Here is a 17,130-nt window from a genome sequence, read left to right on the forward strand (position 1 = left end):
CCGATAGAATCCGCGGTGCAGGCACCGGCAGTAATCAAACCCTGAGTTTCACCTTCAATCGAGATATAACATGGCGTTGGCATAATCGCTCCTTTCTCATTAATGGAAGAGGCTGTCCAGTCGGCGCCTCTGTTCGCCATCCCATATAGCGAAATGCATGCCAGCTTTTTTAACCCTATAATTCAGCACGTTACTCTCTCACTGACCAATTTTTTGCACGCCACAAGCAAGTTTTTGCTCGGCGAGGCAAGAAGTTGCTTTGCCTGCTTAATTATCATTCTCCGTGGTCACCTTGGCGGAAGCTTCATTCAACGCTTCGTTTAGCTCAGCCACTTTCCAGCTCAAATGATTGAGACGTTCGGTCAGTACCATTAATTCGTTGTTTGCCTTTTCAAACTCACCTTGCTCAATCAACAAGGTGACGTAATCCGCACGACCATAAATAGGCGATAAACTGATCGCAAAATTTTCGAGTGAACGTGTTTGCTTTTGTAGCGCCCACCAACGATTTTGCTCGGCAAGTAGCGCGATATTCGCCATCTTGGTCCTTACCGCTCTGAATTTATCAATGTATTTATTAGTACTTTCCAGTGCCTCTTCTCGCTGCGTGTTATAAGCACTTAACAATACGCTTGATGCTTCATGCTCTCCGTACAACGTCGTGAGCGCATTAAGGTGCTGCGCAGCCAACACTTTGGACGTTTCAATAGATTGATCGAGTTCTGACTCAATAGCTTGTTGATACATAGCAACAAATGCATCTTGCCAACGTGTCAAAGAAGACGGGCTATATCGTTTAGTAAACTCTTTCAGTGCACGTTCAGAGTTCAAGCTAGGTTGAGGACTGTAGGTAATAAAGGGGGTTTGGAAATACGGAATATAAGGGTAAGCAAGCCAAATAATTACCACTAGGATCGCACCAAACGCACAAGCGAATACGTTCTGGCGACGACTTTTCTTAACCGTGATGGTAGGGTTTTCCTCCTCATCACGTTTCTGCTGTTTCACGGCACTGTGTAAACGGGTTTCTATCCGGTCTATGTGCTCAAATAAAACGTAAGCAAGCCCTTCATAATCGACAATATGGTGAGGTTGCTGCCGCTCTAAAACATGAAAGAGCGAATCGCAAAGTCGTTCGCAGCGATAGAGGTCACGCAATGCCTGTTGATCGGGCCTGATTTGTTTTAATTCACTTAATACGCGCGAATTCACCCAATCAAGGGCTTCTTTACGCGCACGCGCTCGTTTCTCATTGACCTCAGTTTCATTATTTAAACATGCAAGCAGCAACTCTAAACCATTGGCAAATTCTGCCAATCCGCTGGTTTTTAGTGCTGCAACGGTAAAATAGCCACTGAGTAATAAATCAATCCCCTTATCACGTGCCAAGGCTTGGCAAGAGTCCTTCACACATGCCCAATCTGTGCCGCCTGATAGCGGAGAATGACGCTTGTTAATTTGTTCCCTAACCGCGTCGTAACGTTCATCATCACGAATGCTTGATGCATCGAGTGAAATCTTAAAGGGTTGGTTATCTATTGAGATAATAAAAGGCATGTTTGGTTTTCCTGATAATGCAGGGGCGAGTCCCCTCGCCCCATGATCAGTTAGTAAAGGTTGCGTGAGAGTTTAAAGGACTTAAACAAACGCTGAGTGAATGGGTTAGTCGCGGCTTGTGCATTAACGCGGTAAATCATTCCGCCACCATCAACGTTGAATTGATAATCAACAGATGTCGCACTTGCCGATACGACCGCACCTTGATCCAGAAGACGGAACAATGCCCACGGACCACGTATCACAACACTGCGTGGAGACAAATTGGTTTTTGTCGGTACCAACGTCAACTTCGACGTTGCCGAGTCTCGCAGCGTATTCGGCCAAATCAGCTCTATGCTGTCTCGCGGACCGTGGCTATAGGTCACATATTGCCCATCAATATTCAGCACACTACGACGCTTATTACTGCTCAAGCGAAGAGGTTCAACGGAGAAGCTAACATCTAAGATACCTTTGCGGTTGAAGAACGCTTCTCGAATCTTTTGTGCTTGACGGATCTGAGCAAGCAAGTCTTGGCGGATCAATGAACCGTCAATGCCGCTGTTACCCACAGAGATGTTTTCATCAATAAACATCTTAAGCTGGTTGTTATAGAAGCTATCCAAGGTTCCACCCGGCGCAAAGAAGCTCTCAAAGTCACTGAGTGATGCATCTTTACTCGCCTGCGGATTGAACGGATATCGATTAGCCAGTTTTTGTTGATAAGGACGATAAACATCTTGATACCAGCGAACTTCAAGATGTTGAATCGCCGCCTGTTTTACAACATGCCAACTTTCATCTGCCAGTTTGTCGACCATGCCATCCAGCGGTTCTGGTAGGCCTGTGGCAATACGTTTTAGTGTATAGATAGGGTCGGTGTTTACCAGCTTCACACGCGCTTTAGTTGCATCGAGCGCGGCCGTACCGACGTCAGGCGCATCCTGAATAGACTTAAGGTAGCTCTTGAGTTCTTGCACGGACGCCAGTACTTCACTCAAGTAGGCAGGCTTGTCATTGACCGCTTTAACAAGGCTATTTAAGTCAGAAAACGGCGCTTGGATCTGAGACGCGACATTGTATTTTGGATTCTCTGCAATCGCGTCCTGCGCGTCTTCATCCAATCCCAGCCCTGATGCAAGCTGAGTATTGGTTTCCAACGTACGCAATAAGCGCTGCAGCGGTCCAACGTGACCGGTAAAGTTATCCAATACAGTAACGGCATCGTTGATATCACTGAAGAATTTCACGTCAATCTCATTCAGTGCCGTTCGCCATGTATTGGTGTAATCCGCAACATAAAGATCGCGAATCTTGTTCCTTAGCGCTTTCTTATCTGCTTCACTAAACTCCGCAGTTTCGGCTTCGCCGAGTACCCAGCTGTCGATCAACGCGAGGTCAGAAACGGATTGCAGTTTGGGTACAAAATACTCTTCAAAGCCTTTTTTAGTCAGCATTTGTGGAATATACAGGCTTTCGCTATTAACCACTCGCTCTTCAAAAACCACATCAAAGACGGGGCCAACCTCATTCCTCAAGTTTATCGGCGCGCCTAGCACGGTCTCAGCATCGAGTTTAAGATTACGATAAACACGCTGATCTGTCGGCATTTGACGTAAGTGTTCCTGCGTCAAAGCAATCGTCATATCATAAGGTCGCATTACTCGGTCTGATATCTCATCACCGTTTAGGCGCGCATCAGTAAGGTCAGTGTGGCGCATTGCATAATCAAGGTGTTCAAGTAAACGCTCTTGCACCCATTTTTGGCCAGCAAATTCTCTTTGCCATTGTTTGCTAAAATAATCCATTACGTAATCGTTATAACGACCACTCTTATCAACAACCATTCGATATATACGTAATGCGACAAGCTTTTCTTGATCCGTCGTTGCCTGGTTAAGATCAACCACAGTATCCGCCATCAACAGAGGTAAGAAACGGCTCTTCAATAAGTTCAAGTAGGTTTGTTCGACCTTAGGTCCAATCACATGCCCCTGATAGAGACCAAAGTCAGAGATATACTTCGGCTTATCTCGAAAAAAACCAAACTCCAACGTGGCTTGTCGGATCTGGTTTAGCGGTTTCAATACTTCTTGTTGCGATGCTCCTGCCGCATTACTCGGGAATTGTGTCTTATACTGGTCGACTTTGGTTAGCACCGCATCCGCATGTGCAACGTTGGCAAGATAGTAGCGATGCCACGTCCCCACGAGCAGCACGGTTGCAATTGAGCAAGCCAACACCGACATACCAATTAAACGTCGCTTATGCTTCGCCACCCGGAAGTTATCAGACGCGAGTCCTGCTTCTGGATAAATAATGTTGCTGAAAAGCCGTTGCGTAAAATAAACGGTCGAGTTTTTCGACTTCTGCGCACGGTTCACCGCATGCGAGAGCCCATAACGGCGAGAAGCAGCATCATCAAAGGCATTGGTTGGGACACCTTGTTGATATACCGATGTGAAATAGGCCCCTCGCACCAGTGCGGAAGTCGAGAACTGATCGCTTGCCAACGCCTCGTTAAAGAAGGTGGCCAATATTTCTTTCAGCCCTGCAATTTGGCGTGAGAAGCTGTATATCGCTTTGCGATCCTCAAAGTCGAGCGGTGTTGCCAGTGCGTGAGGCACGATCGCATTTACCCTGTCGATAAAGCCACTGTAAGCCTCATCAAACTCTTTTAACCACGAGTCTAGGTCATCCACGGAGTTTAAAGAGAAAGTAAACCCAAGCACTTCATCGCGCTGCTGCTTGGAATAATGCTTAAAGAAGGGTTCAAACCCATACAGTAAGTCGAGCTTGGTTAGCGTTATATAAACAGGTAATCGCGTCGACAGGGTTTCCATCAACTCGCGCAATCTCGCACGCAGCAAGTTGGCGTAAGCTTTACGTTCAGACGCTGTCGCGGTCGTAAGGTGTGATGCATCTAGCGTCAGCACGATGCCGTTCAGAGGTCGACGGCTGCGTGTTTTTTCTAACCACTTAATAAAATGTAACCAAAGGCGGCGCTCTAATTCACCGTCGTTATTTTCATCTTTATTGCCCTGAGTGAGTAGCTCGCCATCAGGGTCAATCAATACCGACTCATCCCCAATCCACCAATCAAATGAATACGGATTTTCGCTTTTTTGTCCAGAGGCTCGCATCACAGACGAAAACACGAAGTTCTGCCCAGAGCGATTAATAAGACTGGTTTTGCCAGCGTTTTCCAATCCCAGCACCAAGTACCATGGAAGTGCGTAAAGGTGGTTTCGCTTGTTCAAGTTTTGCTTCATATTCACAACAACTTGATCAAGCTCAGACTGTTGGCGCTCTTCGTATACTTGGATAGGGTCTTCGCGTAGTCGCTCAGCGTGCTCTTGCTCCGCTTTGAAACCTTGCAGCTTCCGCCATTGCCAAACACCCCAAATCGCCAACGTCCCGAGTGTAATAAAGCCACTGCAGATCGCACGCGCCGTGATAGATGCAAGAGGCTTTTGCTCACCGAGTGTTAGCCAAGGACCTGCCCACCATATGGCGACATTAACAAGGATAAATATCGCAACCAATAAAATAGGAAAGGCCGCAAGCATTCCAGGCTTCAGCTTTTTCGCTATTTTGAAAAGATGTTTCCACATGAATTTTCGCCCTTAATCACTCTGACGTTGTTTTGCGTTCAAGTTGTTCAACCAAGCTGGGCTCCCAGTCGGTGACACTCATGGTCTTAATTTCTTGGTTCAAGGTTTGATACTGCTCTTTTGCCATGCTGTTTAGCTGGTTCGCGTGCAAGAGGTCGGCCGAGAGCATACGCCAGTAAAAGTGGTCTCTTGGCTCGTTTGCTGCCTGTAGCCCATCGTTTAGCATGGAGAGTGCAACGGCAATTCCACCTTCTTTCGCCAAGGCCAGTGCCTCTTTCTTTTTCTCCTGCCAATCGCCACTGACTGACTGGCCCCCACCTCTCTGATTCGCGCTGCCACTGGCTAACCAGTCTTTCACTGCATCAGAAACAAAAGGCTCCCCACCTTTAAACTGCAAGTCTTTCAGCCCAGGTAAGCGCTCTAAAAACTGCGCCACTTCAGATTGAATGGCATCGCACCAATTTTGATGGCCCAGTTTTTGGGCAATGGTGTAACTCATTAAGTGACCATCAAACCAATACGGTGCCATGGTCAAACTTTGCTCGACCTGACGCCACAAAGCTAAATCGGGATGGCGCATTTTATCTTGATAGTCTTTGACACGGTCTTGCTGCATACCTCGCAGCAGCGTTTCCCCACCGGGTTTATGGTCGGGCAAAGCAGTGATGCTATACCAAACGGCGTAGCGCCTTAATCGAATCGCCAGCGCCACCCCATCGTCTTGTTCAGCTAAGAACGAAGCAACCTTAAGCAGTGTCTGTTTGGTGGCTTTATCACTGGAATGATCGACATCCACGGATGATGTTGTTGGCGTCGTGCTGGTGCGCGAGGGCGTTGGTTGCTCTTTAGCCACCTCGTTTACGCGCTGACGCTCTTCCGCTTTGCGCAGTTCTGACTTGATACTTCCAACCACACTACCGACAAGGTCATTCGTTAGCCCATTGTCTTCAATCGCTTTTTCCCATGTCTCGATAGCCTGATTGAGCTGTTCTCTATCTTGCGCATCGAATTGGCCAAAGTCGGTTTTATCGACCGCCATAGAAAAGCGCTGAGCCATTTGGCTAAAGAACTTGCGCCGCGGTAGGTTACCGCGTTTGCCGGGCGCTGGATGGCTTTGCTCCCAATAGTTCGACATGAAGCTCGCCATCACATCAAACGAGAGGATGAATCTCGACGGAGACGGTTGGTGGTGCAGGCACTGCAACAGGTATGCAAGCAGCTTGATGTCTTTTGTTTTTTCCGACAGCAGTTTAACGACGCTATGCTCAACCTCATCCCACTGCACATCACCATGAGACAAGGAGCCAACTTTCATCATTTGATCTTCAACAAAATCAAACAATGGATCGTCAACCAGTCGCTCTCCAACCGGATTCGCCGCGTCAATAGGTTGCGCAATACAACGCTTGTACTCTTTTAATTCCATCTTTACCAACCGCAACGTTCGCGTAATGCTTGTATGGTGTTATTGAGCGGCGCAGTGTCAAAGCGAAGGCCGTCTATATACTCCGAGTTAGAACGTATAACAAAAGAATCTCTTCCTATTAACGACTTCATAAGTCTAATCGCAGGTAACCCTCTCGAAGAGGACAGTACTATACCGACATCTCCACTCCTCCAATATTGGGTATGTCCTCCTGGGAATGAAACCTTAACCCTGCCGTCATCAATTGGCTCGGGCAACATCAATTCGATGCGACTAAGGTTGTCGATACAGCTCAGCATCAACACTGGTTGCTCGCTTGCTTTAAAGCGCGTTCTTACATTGTTTGCTTGAAGGGTAATCCAAGCGCTACTTCCGCGCCCTTCCCCTTGCTCTGTCAATGACCAAGCTTGAGGCGCGCTCGCATTCGCGGCGTCCACGGCACGAAGCCACTGCTGAGGTTTTTGGACAGCATTCTCAATAACGTCACTACTCTCCGGCATTTGAGTATTAAAAACGCGGTCAAAACATGCCAGGCGATCTAAACGAGACGGGACCGCCCTACATTGCTGGGCCTGATCCAATAACGTCCCAGGAGAATTCTCTGCCGCAACTGAAAAAAACGGGCTACAAAGAAGTGTTATCGATGCGACAATTGCGAAAGCGTGATTATGCGTATTCATGGCGCTTTTATCTCTAGTTTTCGACATTTATAAGTCAATGTTCTTCTCGGAATACCAAGGCTTTCTGCTACTTTGGCGGTGTCACCATCAAACTGCGACAACCTATCCGCAATAATGCGCTGTTCAAAATCCATCAATGCTTGTTTCAGATCGCCAATCGACGCAGCGTCGATATTCAGCACGCGGCTCGATGTCGATAGCCCATTGGTGTAACAAACGGAGCGGACATCATCCGTTGCTGGAGCCGGGGCTGGGGAACTGCTTACCGACATATTCAAGCGCGCACCAAAGGTTGCCAGTTTTATCGCCTCGCCATTTGCCGTTTGCGCGCAGGCATACTCGATTAAGTGTTTTAGCTCGCGCACGTTCCCGGGGAAGCTATAGCCAAGTAGCGCATCCAACGCTTGGAAATGAATATCACGGATGCTAGTGCCATGTTGTTGGTTAAATTGTTGAATAAAGTGGAAACATAGCTGACGTATGTCTTCCTTACGCTGCGCAAGTGCTGGTACATGCAGTGGGTATTGCAGTAAGCGATAATACAGATCTTGTCGAAACTCGCCTGCACGCACTTTTTCAAGTAGATGAACATGAGTAGCCGACACCAACCGGAAATCTGATTGTTGCTCTTGGTGTCCTCCGACAGGTCGAAATGTTCCAGACTCCAGTACCCTGAGTAACTTTGCTTGCAAGCTCATTGGCATATCGCCAATTTCATCCAAAAAGAGCGTACCGCCATTCGCTTGTGCAATAAGCCCTTCTTTATGATTCACGGCGCCAGAGAATGCCCCTTTCACATGCCCAAATAGTTCACTCTCGAGCAAGTGCTCTGGTATCGCCGCGCAATTGATAGGCACAAATGGCTGAGTATTTCGGTTTGATAGATCGTGAACGGCACGCGCGACCAACTCTTTACCACTTCCCGTCTCTCCTTGAACGAGCACAGAGAGGTGCGATGATGCCGCATTAGCAATTTGGTCACGAAGACGCAGCATCGGTGCACTGTCACCGATAAGCGTGGCAGACAAACTCGCTGCTTGCTTTTGCTGATGCGCCCTTTTTTCGATATCAGAAAGAGAGGCTCTTAACGCTCTACGACGGCTCTCCTCGCCTTCCATTTCACTAAGTAGAGACCACTGATTCACAAACACATCCACAAATTGACTGAAACCTGAGTCGTCGTGCCACAGCGAAAATAGAGCATCGCTATCTCCCACTAGACAAACAATAAGCTTTGTATTCGTGTCACGACGTACCAACGGATAAATATTGACGGCTTCAAACAGACCAAGCTCACCAACAAACTCAGAAAACGCTCGATTTGATTGCCAATAAACAATATCTTCCGCACCTAAATGCATAGGGACGACATTTTGAAGAACATGAGCAAAGGGGGTGTCAAAATCCGTTACCGACCAAGACGTATCCGATGCGTGGCAGACAAGTTGTCTGCCATCGCAACTGGGTGTGAGTAGCATTCCTTCGCGTAGCTTGAGCTCACCGACAACGATTTGGATAAAGCGAGACTGTAGATCGACAGTCCGCCTTTCCTTCGCTAGGTCAGTCACATAAGCCAGCCAATTACGCATTCTTACTCAACCTCGCCTTTAAACTCACCCTCTTCGGCGTATAAACGCACATGAGAGATATCTGATTTCTCAGCCAGTTTGTTAAGCAAAGATAGCGAAACAGGAGGCAGTAACTGACCTTCTATAATCGCTTCCAGCATACGTGCCCCGTTTTCACTGCGAGTCGCGCGCTGCAATATCTCGTCAATCAGGCTTTCATGAATATCAACCGTTGCGCCATAACGCTGAGCAAATGTCTGTTCGAGGTGAGTAAGTTTACCTCGCACAATATCCGCGAGTACGTCCTTGCCTAGTGGCAAGTAAGGTACGACTTCCATACGTGCAAGCAGTGCCGGCTTAAAGAAAGCCGCAAGTTCTGGATACAAGGCATTATCAAGGTTCGCTTGATCATCAGCATGATCAACGATCGTTTGATAACCGAGGTTCGAGGTCAAAAAGAATACGGTGTTTTGACAGTCAATCACGCGGCCTTCGCCATCTGCCAGTTCACCCTTATCAAAGGCTTGATAGAAGATGTTCAATACTTCTGGGTGCGCTTTCTCGACTTCATCAAGCAGTACAACCGAATAAGGCATTTTACGAATCGCCTCAGTCAGTACACCACCCTCGCCATAGCCCACGTAGCCTGGGGGAGAGCCAATCAAACGTGAAACCGTGTGTTTCTCTTGGTACTCCGACATATTAATAGTGGTTAAAAACTGCTTACCACCGTATAGCTGTTGAGCAAGCTGCACAACGGTTTCGGTTTTACCCACACCGCTTGGACCAACCAGTAAAAATGCGCCTTTCGGTCGGCCTGAACGACGCAGATCTGCACGTGCTGTCAGCAAGTGACGATGAACACGTTCGATGGCAATATCCTGCCCTTTGATCGCCTTTCCAAGCAGTGTTGTGAGGTTGGTGATCTTGTAAAGCTCATCACTGTTCATCTGATCAACAGGCACACCTGTCCAATCAGAGATCACTTCAGCGACTTGTTCCGCATCCACGTGCGGGTGCATAAGACGCTCATCATGAGGAATTGCGTCAAGTGCCGCATATTTTTCTGACAGCGTTTTCGCGAGTGCGTCGTAATCACACGCTTCATCCGCATCGTCACTGACATCGGCACTATCTTTGTCTAACAGCTTGGCGCGTAACGATACAATTTCTTGTACCAACTCGCGTTGCTCATTCCAGCGTGATGAGAGAAGACGCTTTTCTTCTTCATCCGCCTGCTCCAAGGTTTCCAATACATCGAGACGTTCCGTGTCTACCGGCTGGCCAATAAACTCTGCGCGCTTCAGCATCTCGATTTCTTGTTGACGTTGGTGACAAAGCGTTTCAAGCAACGCCAAGCGCTTCGGTGGCGTCGTCATGTTAATAGCAATCCGAGCGCATGCCGTATCTAACACATCAATGGCTTTATCGGGGAGCTGTCGTCCTGAAAGGTATCGAGCAGAAAGCTCTGCAGCCGCTTTTAACGCGTCGTCAGCAATAATAACGCCGTGGGCTTTTTCATAGGCACTACCAAGACCACGCATAATATTGACCGCTTGATCAACAGAAGGCTCTTCCAATTTCACCAGTTGGAAACGACGAGTAAGTGCAGGATCTTTCTCGAAGTACTTTTTATATTCCTTCCAAGTCGTTGCAGCAATGGTACTTAACTCACCTCGCGCCAGTGCTGGCTTGAGCAAGTTTGCTGCGTCACTACCGCCTTCTTGGTTTCCTGAACCGATAAGCGTGTGCGCTTCATCGATAAAGAGAATGATTGGGTTGGGTGCAGTCTTGATGCCATCGATAACCCCTTTCAAGCGTTTTTCGAACTCACCCTTCACAGAGGCGCCAGCTTGAAGTAGGCCTAAATCTAAGCTGAATAACTCAACGTGCTTAAGTTTTTCCGGAACATTTCCGGCTGCAATGCGCAATGCCAGACCTTCGACCATCGCGCTTTTACCCACCCCTGCATCACCTACAACAATGGGGTTGTTCTTACGACGACGGCATAAAATATCAACCATCAGGTTAAGCTCTTCCTCTCGACATAAGACCGGGTCGAGCTCGCCATTTTTTGCTTGTGCCGTAATGTTTGAACAGTATTTGTATAGCGGAGATTCACTGCCCTCGAGAGAAGGCGCATGCTTTTTCGCTGCCGCATTTAGTGGGGAAAAGGCAGGATACGTGTCTAGTGCTTTGTCACGCTCATAGCTCGAAGAAAGCGCCTGTTTTAGTGCTTCAACTTCAACGTTCGCTTGTTTTACGATCAAACGAACATCAGAAAGCGGATTGTCCAGTAACACTTCGATGAAGTGTTCAATCAATACTTCTGGATGTTGCCTCTCAATACAGAGCGAGGCCGCTTGCTCAAGGGCAAGTTTACTTTGCTCATTCAATTTTGAAATTAGCGTAGATAATTCAATTCGAATCACGGGGACACCTAGTTATCTAAATAAAATACGTTATAGGCTAAAGCAGTTGATTCAGCTGGCTTAGCACATTCTCAGACTTTTCATGGAGTAAGTACGAGTAACCCGCAAAAATACCTGCCCAAAGCACGACGAAACCGACAAAGATACTCCATAATGGTACCTGCTTGCTGAGCGTATATTGCGTGCTTACAACGTGATCACTTGCGTCTGCCAAGGCTCTAGGTTGCTCATCGTCTAAAAGTAAATCGTGCAACCTTTTGATCACTTTCTCGCGCTGAGCATGCCCGCCATCAATGACTCGGTATTTGCCTTCAAAGCCCAGACATAAGCAGTGGTAAATAAATACCAACAGCGGCTGATACTTTTCAGGTTCGCTTTCAAGACGACCTAAAATGGTGAACACTTTTTCTCCACCCCAGGTCTCGTTGTGAAAACGGGACAGCATTGAGTGCTCAGCCCAACATGTCGATGCTCCCCATGCTGTTCCCATTACCGCTTCATCGAGAAACGTACAAAGAATGTAGCGATACGCCATCAGCACAGCATGCTCGAAACCTTGTTCCGATAGCTCGATTTCAATCGCTTTAATTTCTTCGACCGTTTGATGGTAAATCTGCTCAATGCTGCTGCAGCTTGAGAGTGAGCGAACACGTAGTGCCAGGCCAAATAGCGGCGTTGCTGCATCCACCAACGCATTTGGGTTGTGGCCCCGTAATTGAAACCAATAGTCTTGATCGCTATCTATTTTCTCAACATCATCAAATAAAAGATCATTGAGAACGCTTTCTTCGGTTGCCGCCATGATCAATCCCTAATTGCCCAGAACTGAATATCTAAATCATCAAATGCTGCAGCCACATGGAATGCAAACCCACTTGAGTTAGAAAGCATCGCCCATGCTGCACTTTCTTTATCCAGCTGATAGTAGGTGTATCCCGCATGGTAAGGCAGTTGCCGTGGCGCCACGGGTAATGGAATCAGTGGGATGCCAGGTAACTGAAGTGAAATAAGCTCCCGTATTTTTTCCACAGAAGACACTTTGGTTTGCTGAGTGAACAACCGGCGCAACTCATCCAATGGCATGCGCGCTTTCACGGCAACAATGAACTCCGCAGAATCCATCAGCTGCGAATCCTGAATTGGCGCAACCATTAAGCCGTAATTACGCTTATCAAGCTGAATTGATACCGCTCTTGGCTCCAGTACAACACTGAGGCTTTGACGTAAATAACGAATCACCGGCCAAAAGGACTCGCTAGGCATATCGTGGTTGTAGGCAGGCAACGTCGGTGCCAAGCGGCTTTCATCGGTGAATGTTGCTAACTCACCACATACCGAGGACAAACATTCATATAAACGCTCTGGATGTAAGCTACCCAAGGATGCCAAATGCTTCATTTGTGGCTGCAAACGATTTAATGATTGCAACAACATAAAGTCCGAAACGTCCGCAACACCGCCTTGAGAAGGAGAACTGATACGTTGAGCGATGTTTTTGGCACGTTCGTGCATCAATCCCGCCATTTCATTAATAAATCGATGTAATGTAGCGTTACCGGCAACATTAAAATGACAGGGAATAAAGTCGGGATCGAGAACGACACTTCCATCTGGACGCTTTTCTAGGATACGAGCAACCGGAATGGATGCATAAGCACTGCGATCCTCTTTTTCGAGCATCAGTTGCAAATGAATCGGAGAAACATCTAGCGTGGTTGTATCACCTTGAACACTATGGACATCGCGCACGTCGATACGGCGACTTTCATAACGCCCCGACCCTTTATCGTCGGGCCAGTTAACTTCCATGATCGATTCACTACGCAACGGGACTGCGAGATATATCAACTGGTTAGATAGGGAGCTATCTTCAATCTCCAAGGCATCCGGCATCACATCTTCCTGCGGAATACGAAACGCGGTGCCATCAGGCATAACCCCAACGGCTCGCTCTATCGCAATACGACCGAAAGCCAAATATTCAGGATTTAACGAAAGCTCCGATACGCCATACAAATACTTACTGACAGATGTCAATCTCTCTTCCAATAAATATTCACTGTAACGTTGCTGCTGTTGGAAGTGTTGCGGCTTAATAAAAAGCCCTTCACTCCATATCACCCGATTCCGTGCAAACATTAAATTTACTCTACCTTCTCTAATTTCACGTCGTAATCTTTGAAAAGCATTAGCAGGTGATATTGACGGCCTTTATTAAGCACCTTCACGGCCTTTTTCCATTCACCTAAGTTTGGCTCTGAAAAATGTGCCATCACACCAATGTAATTTGTGTCTTCATCTATTTTAAAGGCGTTAACGAACTTGAATTGTCCAGGAGTCAACACGTAATCGTAGTTATTAATAAAATTACTACTCAGTGCTCCTTTATAATCGGTACGCAACTGATCGAACCCTGCCGACATAAACATTGAGTCGTCTTCCAGCTCAAAGATTTGCACCTCGATTGGGGCAGGATCACCAGCAATATTTGGGTTAACACCTGTATCGCTCACCAGACTGAAAGTCACCGTCGTGGGTTGCTCTTCAGGCTTGTATTCATCGGAAGAGCTACACGCCGTCAACAATAAAAATGCACAGACAATACTCAGTTTTTTGATCACCGCTTTAGCCCTCCAATTGCTTTTCACGGATACGTTTGTCATAAACCTGCTCAAAAATTTCCCAGAACAGCTTCGAGAAACCTCGCTGGCGATTAGAAGTCAGCTCTTTGTAATAGTTACAATACATTTCCCACGCCCACGCTGATTCACCTTCAACCTGCTCATCGGTATTGCGGCGGCAGTGCTGGAAGCGACGCAGAAGAACGTCGGGAGAGAAGGCGTGTAAAATTTGGTCAAGCGCTTCCGATATCGCCTCTTGCGTCGCATCGTTGTGATCTCTCACATTTTTTAAGCTTTCTGCGATCGCCGCTGGCGCAGATAAATGCACTAAGCTTTTGTCTGCGTCATACATGGTTCGGACGGTCTCTTCATACGTTAGGCCCAAACGAAGCGGGTTATCTTCAATAGGTTGCAAGTTGCGATTCATGGTACCGAAACGCCCCTCTGCGGCTTGTTCATGAAGCGCCAACAACCCTTTTAAGCATGCTTGTAATGACTGTCCCATCTCCTGTGAGAGGAAGTGCATTTTTTGTATATCATGGTCGTTTGTGACCCTTACGCCCAAACCATCCAACATCGGCCCAGTGAGCAGATGTTGCCCATGATCGTTATCAGGCTGTGGTGACGAAGTAGGCTCATGACTTAAGCTCTTCGCCACTTCCTGCTCTAGCAGCCCTAGTTCTTTTTCATCCATCGGTTTTCTCTCGCTCTGTTTCGTTTGATGCATCGACTCAGGTGACATGACGCGATTCAGCGCTTCTTTTGCTTTCGATGCGTGAAGCTCACGCTTTTGAGGTTTCTTTTGCCCAAAGCCGAAAATACGCTTTAGCTTGACGGATGCCGACATGACATCTTCGCTATCTGCTTGCGGTGTAAACGAGGGCTTTCGTTCGACAATATTGTTTTTAGCTATCAATGAAGACTCAGCAAAGGTTTGCTGCTTCTGCTCTTTGTCTCCATTTAGGAGCCAGTTCGACGTTTGATTGTCTTTGTTTTGGGCATCGAGCTCTTTTAGCGGATCAATCGCTTGAGTGAGCTCGGGTTCTTCTTCGCCCGAACCAATATCTTGACTAGGCCCATCGGCCAAAAGATCGTGTTGCTCCGTTTCAAACAACGTATCAACGTGCCCTCCATCAAACTCCGCCTCTTCACCGGTAAGCACGCGCAGTTGATAAGGGCCGACTTGTATCTCATCTTTGTGTGCCAATCGGGCTAACTGACCTTTCCCTAAAGGCATATGCGCGCCATTGACAAACGTTTCTCCGCAGTCGTCACGCACACAGAACGCGCCATCAACAACAACGACTTCACAATGGCGACCACTTACACGACCCAGTCGATCGGTTAACCGCCAATCAGCACTAAAGTCGGAGCCAATGACACCACCAGAGTCAACAAAACGGATCTGAGCTGACAAGCCAGATTCCAGCGCTTGCGCGTTGGCAACAACTAGCGTTAATCCATGCTTATGTTCTGGAGCCATAACAATTATTGCCTTACTTGAATTAATACTCGCTTATCTCTTAAGTCATTTCCTAAGAACGACGTCCACCCCAACGCAATCTGTCCACCCAGCTCGAAAGCTGGTGTTGCTTCATCAGTCATCGAAAGTTCAAGATCAAACGCCATTTGTTCACGAAGAATAAATTCGACTAACTTACACAGTGGTAGGTATTCTTTTCCAACGGGAAGAAAATCGTTGAAGCGCTCTCTCGTCAGCTCATGAATACAAATGACAAACTTACCGTTGCAATCAAAAACTGACTCGCCGATGACGGTATCTTCGCCTAACCGACCATTCATACACCCCAATGACATTTGTTGCTCTTTAGCAATCTTGACTTTGCGCGTCACCCATTGACGAATCGTCACATTCTCGAGATCAAAGCAATGGGCAATGATCCCAGCCACAACGGTTGGCGAACGACTCCGGCCCGCCAATGTGCCCGCATATGCCAGCATCTTGCACCAATTGATTGGTGTTTCTCCGCGTAACTGCGGATCGCCCAATCCAACTAGCGCAAACAGCTGCGCTGAAAACTGATCCTCAGCCCCTGGTTGAAAACGAATGTAATATCGATACTTGCGCCATATCCGATAAACCAACGCGATCAAGCGATTGCTAAAAAAGTCGAGAAAGGGCCGTTTAATCCCTCCCGGCTCCTCATGAAGCAATTGCTCTGTGATAAAACCAGGTAAAGGCGATTGTGAGCCCGCAAGACCTAAAAAATTGGTGAGCATCACCGCATGACCATTCTGATCGTGCAACGACGCCACATCAGAAGCCGCAAACCCTAAGCTCGGATTGGCACTAAAAACCAGTTTGCACTCTCGTTCCCAATCTTCTTGCTCGGGGTCAATGGCACCGTGCTTCTGTAGCAATGCCACTAATTGATAAAAGTTATACGGCCGAACATCTGGCACTAAGTCAGTCATCGTGCGGCCATCTGTTTCATTTTTTATATCAGCGGCTGCATCCCGACTTTCGTCTGCCATGTATAAGTCTCGTTATTCGTTGTGTTAATAACGGTCAGCTCATGGAAAGAGTTAATGCTYGCATATAGCGAGAAAAAATGGCTGAGCACCGTTCCAAACAGATATAAGTCGCCCTCTGACCCAAACCCACCTTGATTTAAGTAAAGCGTTGATTTTAGGCCTCTCACTGGCATCCCTCTGAGAAGCTTGTCCATGGGCTTAGACTCAATTTTCTCAATGGCATCTAGCCTTCTCTTACCCACTCGTTCGGCTTGTCTATCTACCAATGCCCTAAAATCATAAGCGGTTAAAACGCAGCTCAGCGCATCTTTCGAGAGCAACGACAAATAGTTCAATGACAGATTCGAGATCAACATCCACAATAAGCTGCCATCCAACACCGGGCGCAATGATTGCGTCGGGATGGTAATATTTTCGAATTCCGCAAACGGAGGCGATGTATCTGTGGGTTCACAGATATCGCCTACTCCCAGATCAAGAGGTAATTGTCGATTCGTACACGTCAGCTTCACTGACACCGCTTCGTCGACACCAATCGAGTCCGATTCATCCCCCCGTATAAAGGAGATAAAAGACTCAAATCCATCACCTCTAATACTGTCTTTAACACGTGCTCGGTAATAAAGCGTTTCTCGGTTTCTGACACGCTCTACTTCATGTTGAAAACTCTCAAACGGGGTATAAACACGCTTTTGCCCGCGTACCGGTTTCCCATCAACCAATCTATCTTGACGCCCAGTCACACTATCAATGC

At 47.4% G+C, this 17,130-nt stretch carries 12 protein-coding genes and 1 pseudogene; all 13 read right to left on the reverse strand.

The genetic code is table 11. From position 1 onward, the window contains the following. Window positions 1–83, reverse strand: a pseudogene (locus BZJ17_RS16040) (type VI secretion system tube protein Hcp); the annotation flags it as partial. A gap of 184 nt (window positions 84–267) precedes the next feature. After that, window positions 268–1,557 carry a type VI secretion system ImpA family N-terminal domain-containing protein gene (locus BZJ17_RS16045; RefSeq protein WP_077641422.1) on the reverse strand — a complete coding sequence of 430 codons (1,290 nt, stop codon included), beginning with the start codon at window positions 1,555–1,557 and terminating at the stop codon, window positions 268–270. A 50-nt stretch (window positions 1,558–1,607) separates the two neighbouring features. Continuing rightward, window positions 1,608–5,108: a type VI secretion system membrane subunit TssM gene (gene tssM / locus BZJ17_RS16050; protein WP_198534215.1), complete on the reverse strand. Its 3,501-nt coding sequence runs from the start codon at window positions 5,106–5,108 to the stop codon at window positions 1,608–1,610. A 61-nt stretch (window positions 5,109–5,169) separates the two neighbouring features. Beyond that, window positions 5,170–6,579, reverse strand: coding sequence for a type VI secretion system protein TssA (tssA, locus tag BZJ17_RS16055; protein WP_077641424.1), 1,410 nt, complete (start codon window positions 6,577–6,579; stop codon window positions 5,170–5,172). Window positions 6,580–6,581: 2 nt separating this feature from the next. Beyond that, complete coding sequence (gene vasI / locus BZJ17_RS16060) at window positions 6,582–7,286, reverse strand: type VI secretion system-associated protein VasI (protein WP_347230984.1); 705 nt, start codon at window positions 7,284–7,286, stop codon at window positions 6,582–6,584. Next, on the reverse strand, window positions 7,256–8,848 hold the full coding sequence (locus tag BZJ17_RS16065; protein WP_077641426.1) for a sigma-54 dependent transcriptional regulator: 1,593 nt from the start codon (window positions 8,846–8,848) through the stop codon (window positions 7,256–7,258). The genes vasI and BZJ17_RS16065 overlap by 31 nt, the downstream gene beginning before the upstream one ends. Before the next feature lie 2 nt (window positions 8,849–8,850). After that, on the reverse strand, window positions 8,851–11,259 hold the full coding sequence (tssH, locus tag BZJ17_RS16070; protein WP_077641427.1) for a type VI secretion system ATPase TssH: 2,409 nt from the start codon (window positions 11,257–11,259) through the stop codon (window positions 8,851–8,853). 37 nt (window positions 11,260–11,296) lie between these two features. After that, a complete protein-coding gene (gene icmH, locus BZJ17_RS16075) occupies window positions 11,297–12,064 on the reverse strand; it encodes a type IVB secretion system protein IcmH/DotU (RefSeq protein WP_108743840.1) in 768 nt (255 codons plus the stop codon). Further along, complete coding sequence (gene tssK, locus BZJ17_RS16080; protein ID WP_077641429.1) at window positions 12,064–13,398, reverse strand: type VI secretion system baseplate subunit TssK; 1,335 nt, start codon at window positions 13,396–13,398, stop codon at window positions 12,064–12,066. The genes icmH and tssK overlap by 1 nt, the downstream gene beginning before the upstream one ends. Before the next feature lie 5 nt (window positions 13,399–13,403). Further along, entirely contained in the window at window positions 13,404–13,880 is a 477-nt protein-coding gene (gene tssJ, locus BZJ17_RS16085) for a type VI secretion system lipoprotein TssJ (RefSeq protein WP_198534209.1), read from the reverse strand. Window positions 13,881–13,884: 4 nt separating this feature from the next. Continuing rightward, window positions 13,885–15,363, reverse strand: coding sequence for a type VI secretion system-associated FHA domain protein TagH (gene tagH / locus BZJ17_RS16090; RefSeq protein ID WP_077641431.1), 1,479 nt, complete (start codon window positions 15,361–15,363; stop codon window positions 13,885–13,887). Between the two features lie 5 nt (window positions 15,364–15,368). Continuing rightward, on the reverse strand, window positions 15,369–16,316 hold the full coding sequence (gene tssG, locus BZJ17_RS16095) for a type VI secretion system baseplate subunit TssG (RefSeq protein ID WP_241836832.1): 948 nt from the start codon (window positions 16,314–16,316) through the stop codon (window positions 15,369–15,371). Window positions 16,317–16,339: 23 nt separating this feature from the next. Next, window positions 16,340–17,130, reverse strand: a 791-nt coding sequence (locus BZJ17_RS16100; RefSeq protein ID WP_198534213.1) for a type VI secretion system baseplate subunit TssF, incomplete at its 5' end; no start/stop codon positions are given.

Origin of the sequence: Salinivibrio sp. IB574, from assembly GCF_001996205.1 — a bacterium.
Lineage (GTDB): Bacteria > Pseudomonadota > Gammaproteobacteria > Enterobacterales > Vibrionaceae > Salinivibrio > Salinivibrio proteolyticus.

Excerpts from the sequence above, each read along its gene's own strand:
- BZJ17_RS16045 (WP_077641422.1), bottom strand. The coding sequence starts at position 1,557 with ATGCCTTTTATTATCTCAATAGATAACCAACCCTTTAAGATTTCACTC.
- tssM (WP_198534215.1), bottom strand. The coding sequence starts at position 5,108 with ATGCTTGCGGCCTTTCCTATTTTATTGGTTGCGATATTTATCCTTGTT.
- tssA (WP_077641424.1), bottom strand. The coding sequence starts at position 6,579 with ATGGAATTAAAAGAGTACAAGCGTTGTATTGCGCAACCTATTGACGCG.
- vasI (WP_347230984.1), bottom strand. The coding sequence starts at position 7,286 with ATGTCGAAAACTAGAGATAAAAGCGCCATGAATACGCATAATCACGCT.
- BZJ17_RS16065 (WP_077641426.1), bottom strand. The coding sequence starts at position 8,848 with ATGCGTAATTGGCTGGCTTATGTGACTGACCTAGCGAAGGAAAGGCGG.
- tssK (WP_077641429.1), bottom strand. The coding sequence starts at position 13,398 with ATGTTTGCACGGAATCGGGTGATATGGAGTGAAGGGCTTTTTATTAAG.
- tagH (WP_077641431.1), bottom strand. The coding sequence starts at position 15,363 with ATGGCTCCAGAACATAAGCATGGATTAACGCTAGTTGTTGCCAACGCG.
- tssG (WP_241836832.1), bottom strand. The coding sequence starts at position 16,316 with ATGACTGACTTAGTGCCAGATGTTCGGCCGTATAACTTTTATCAATTA.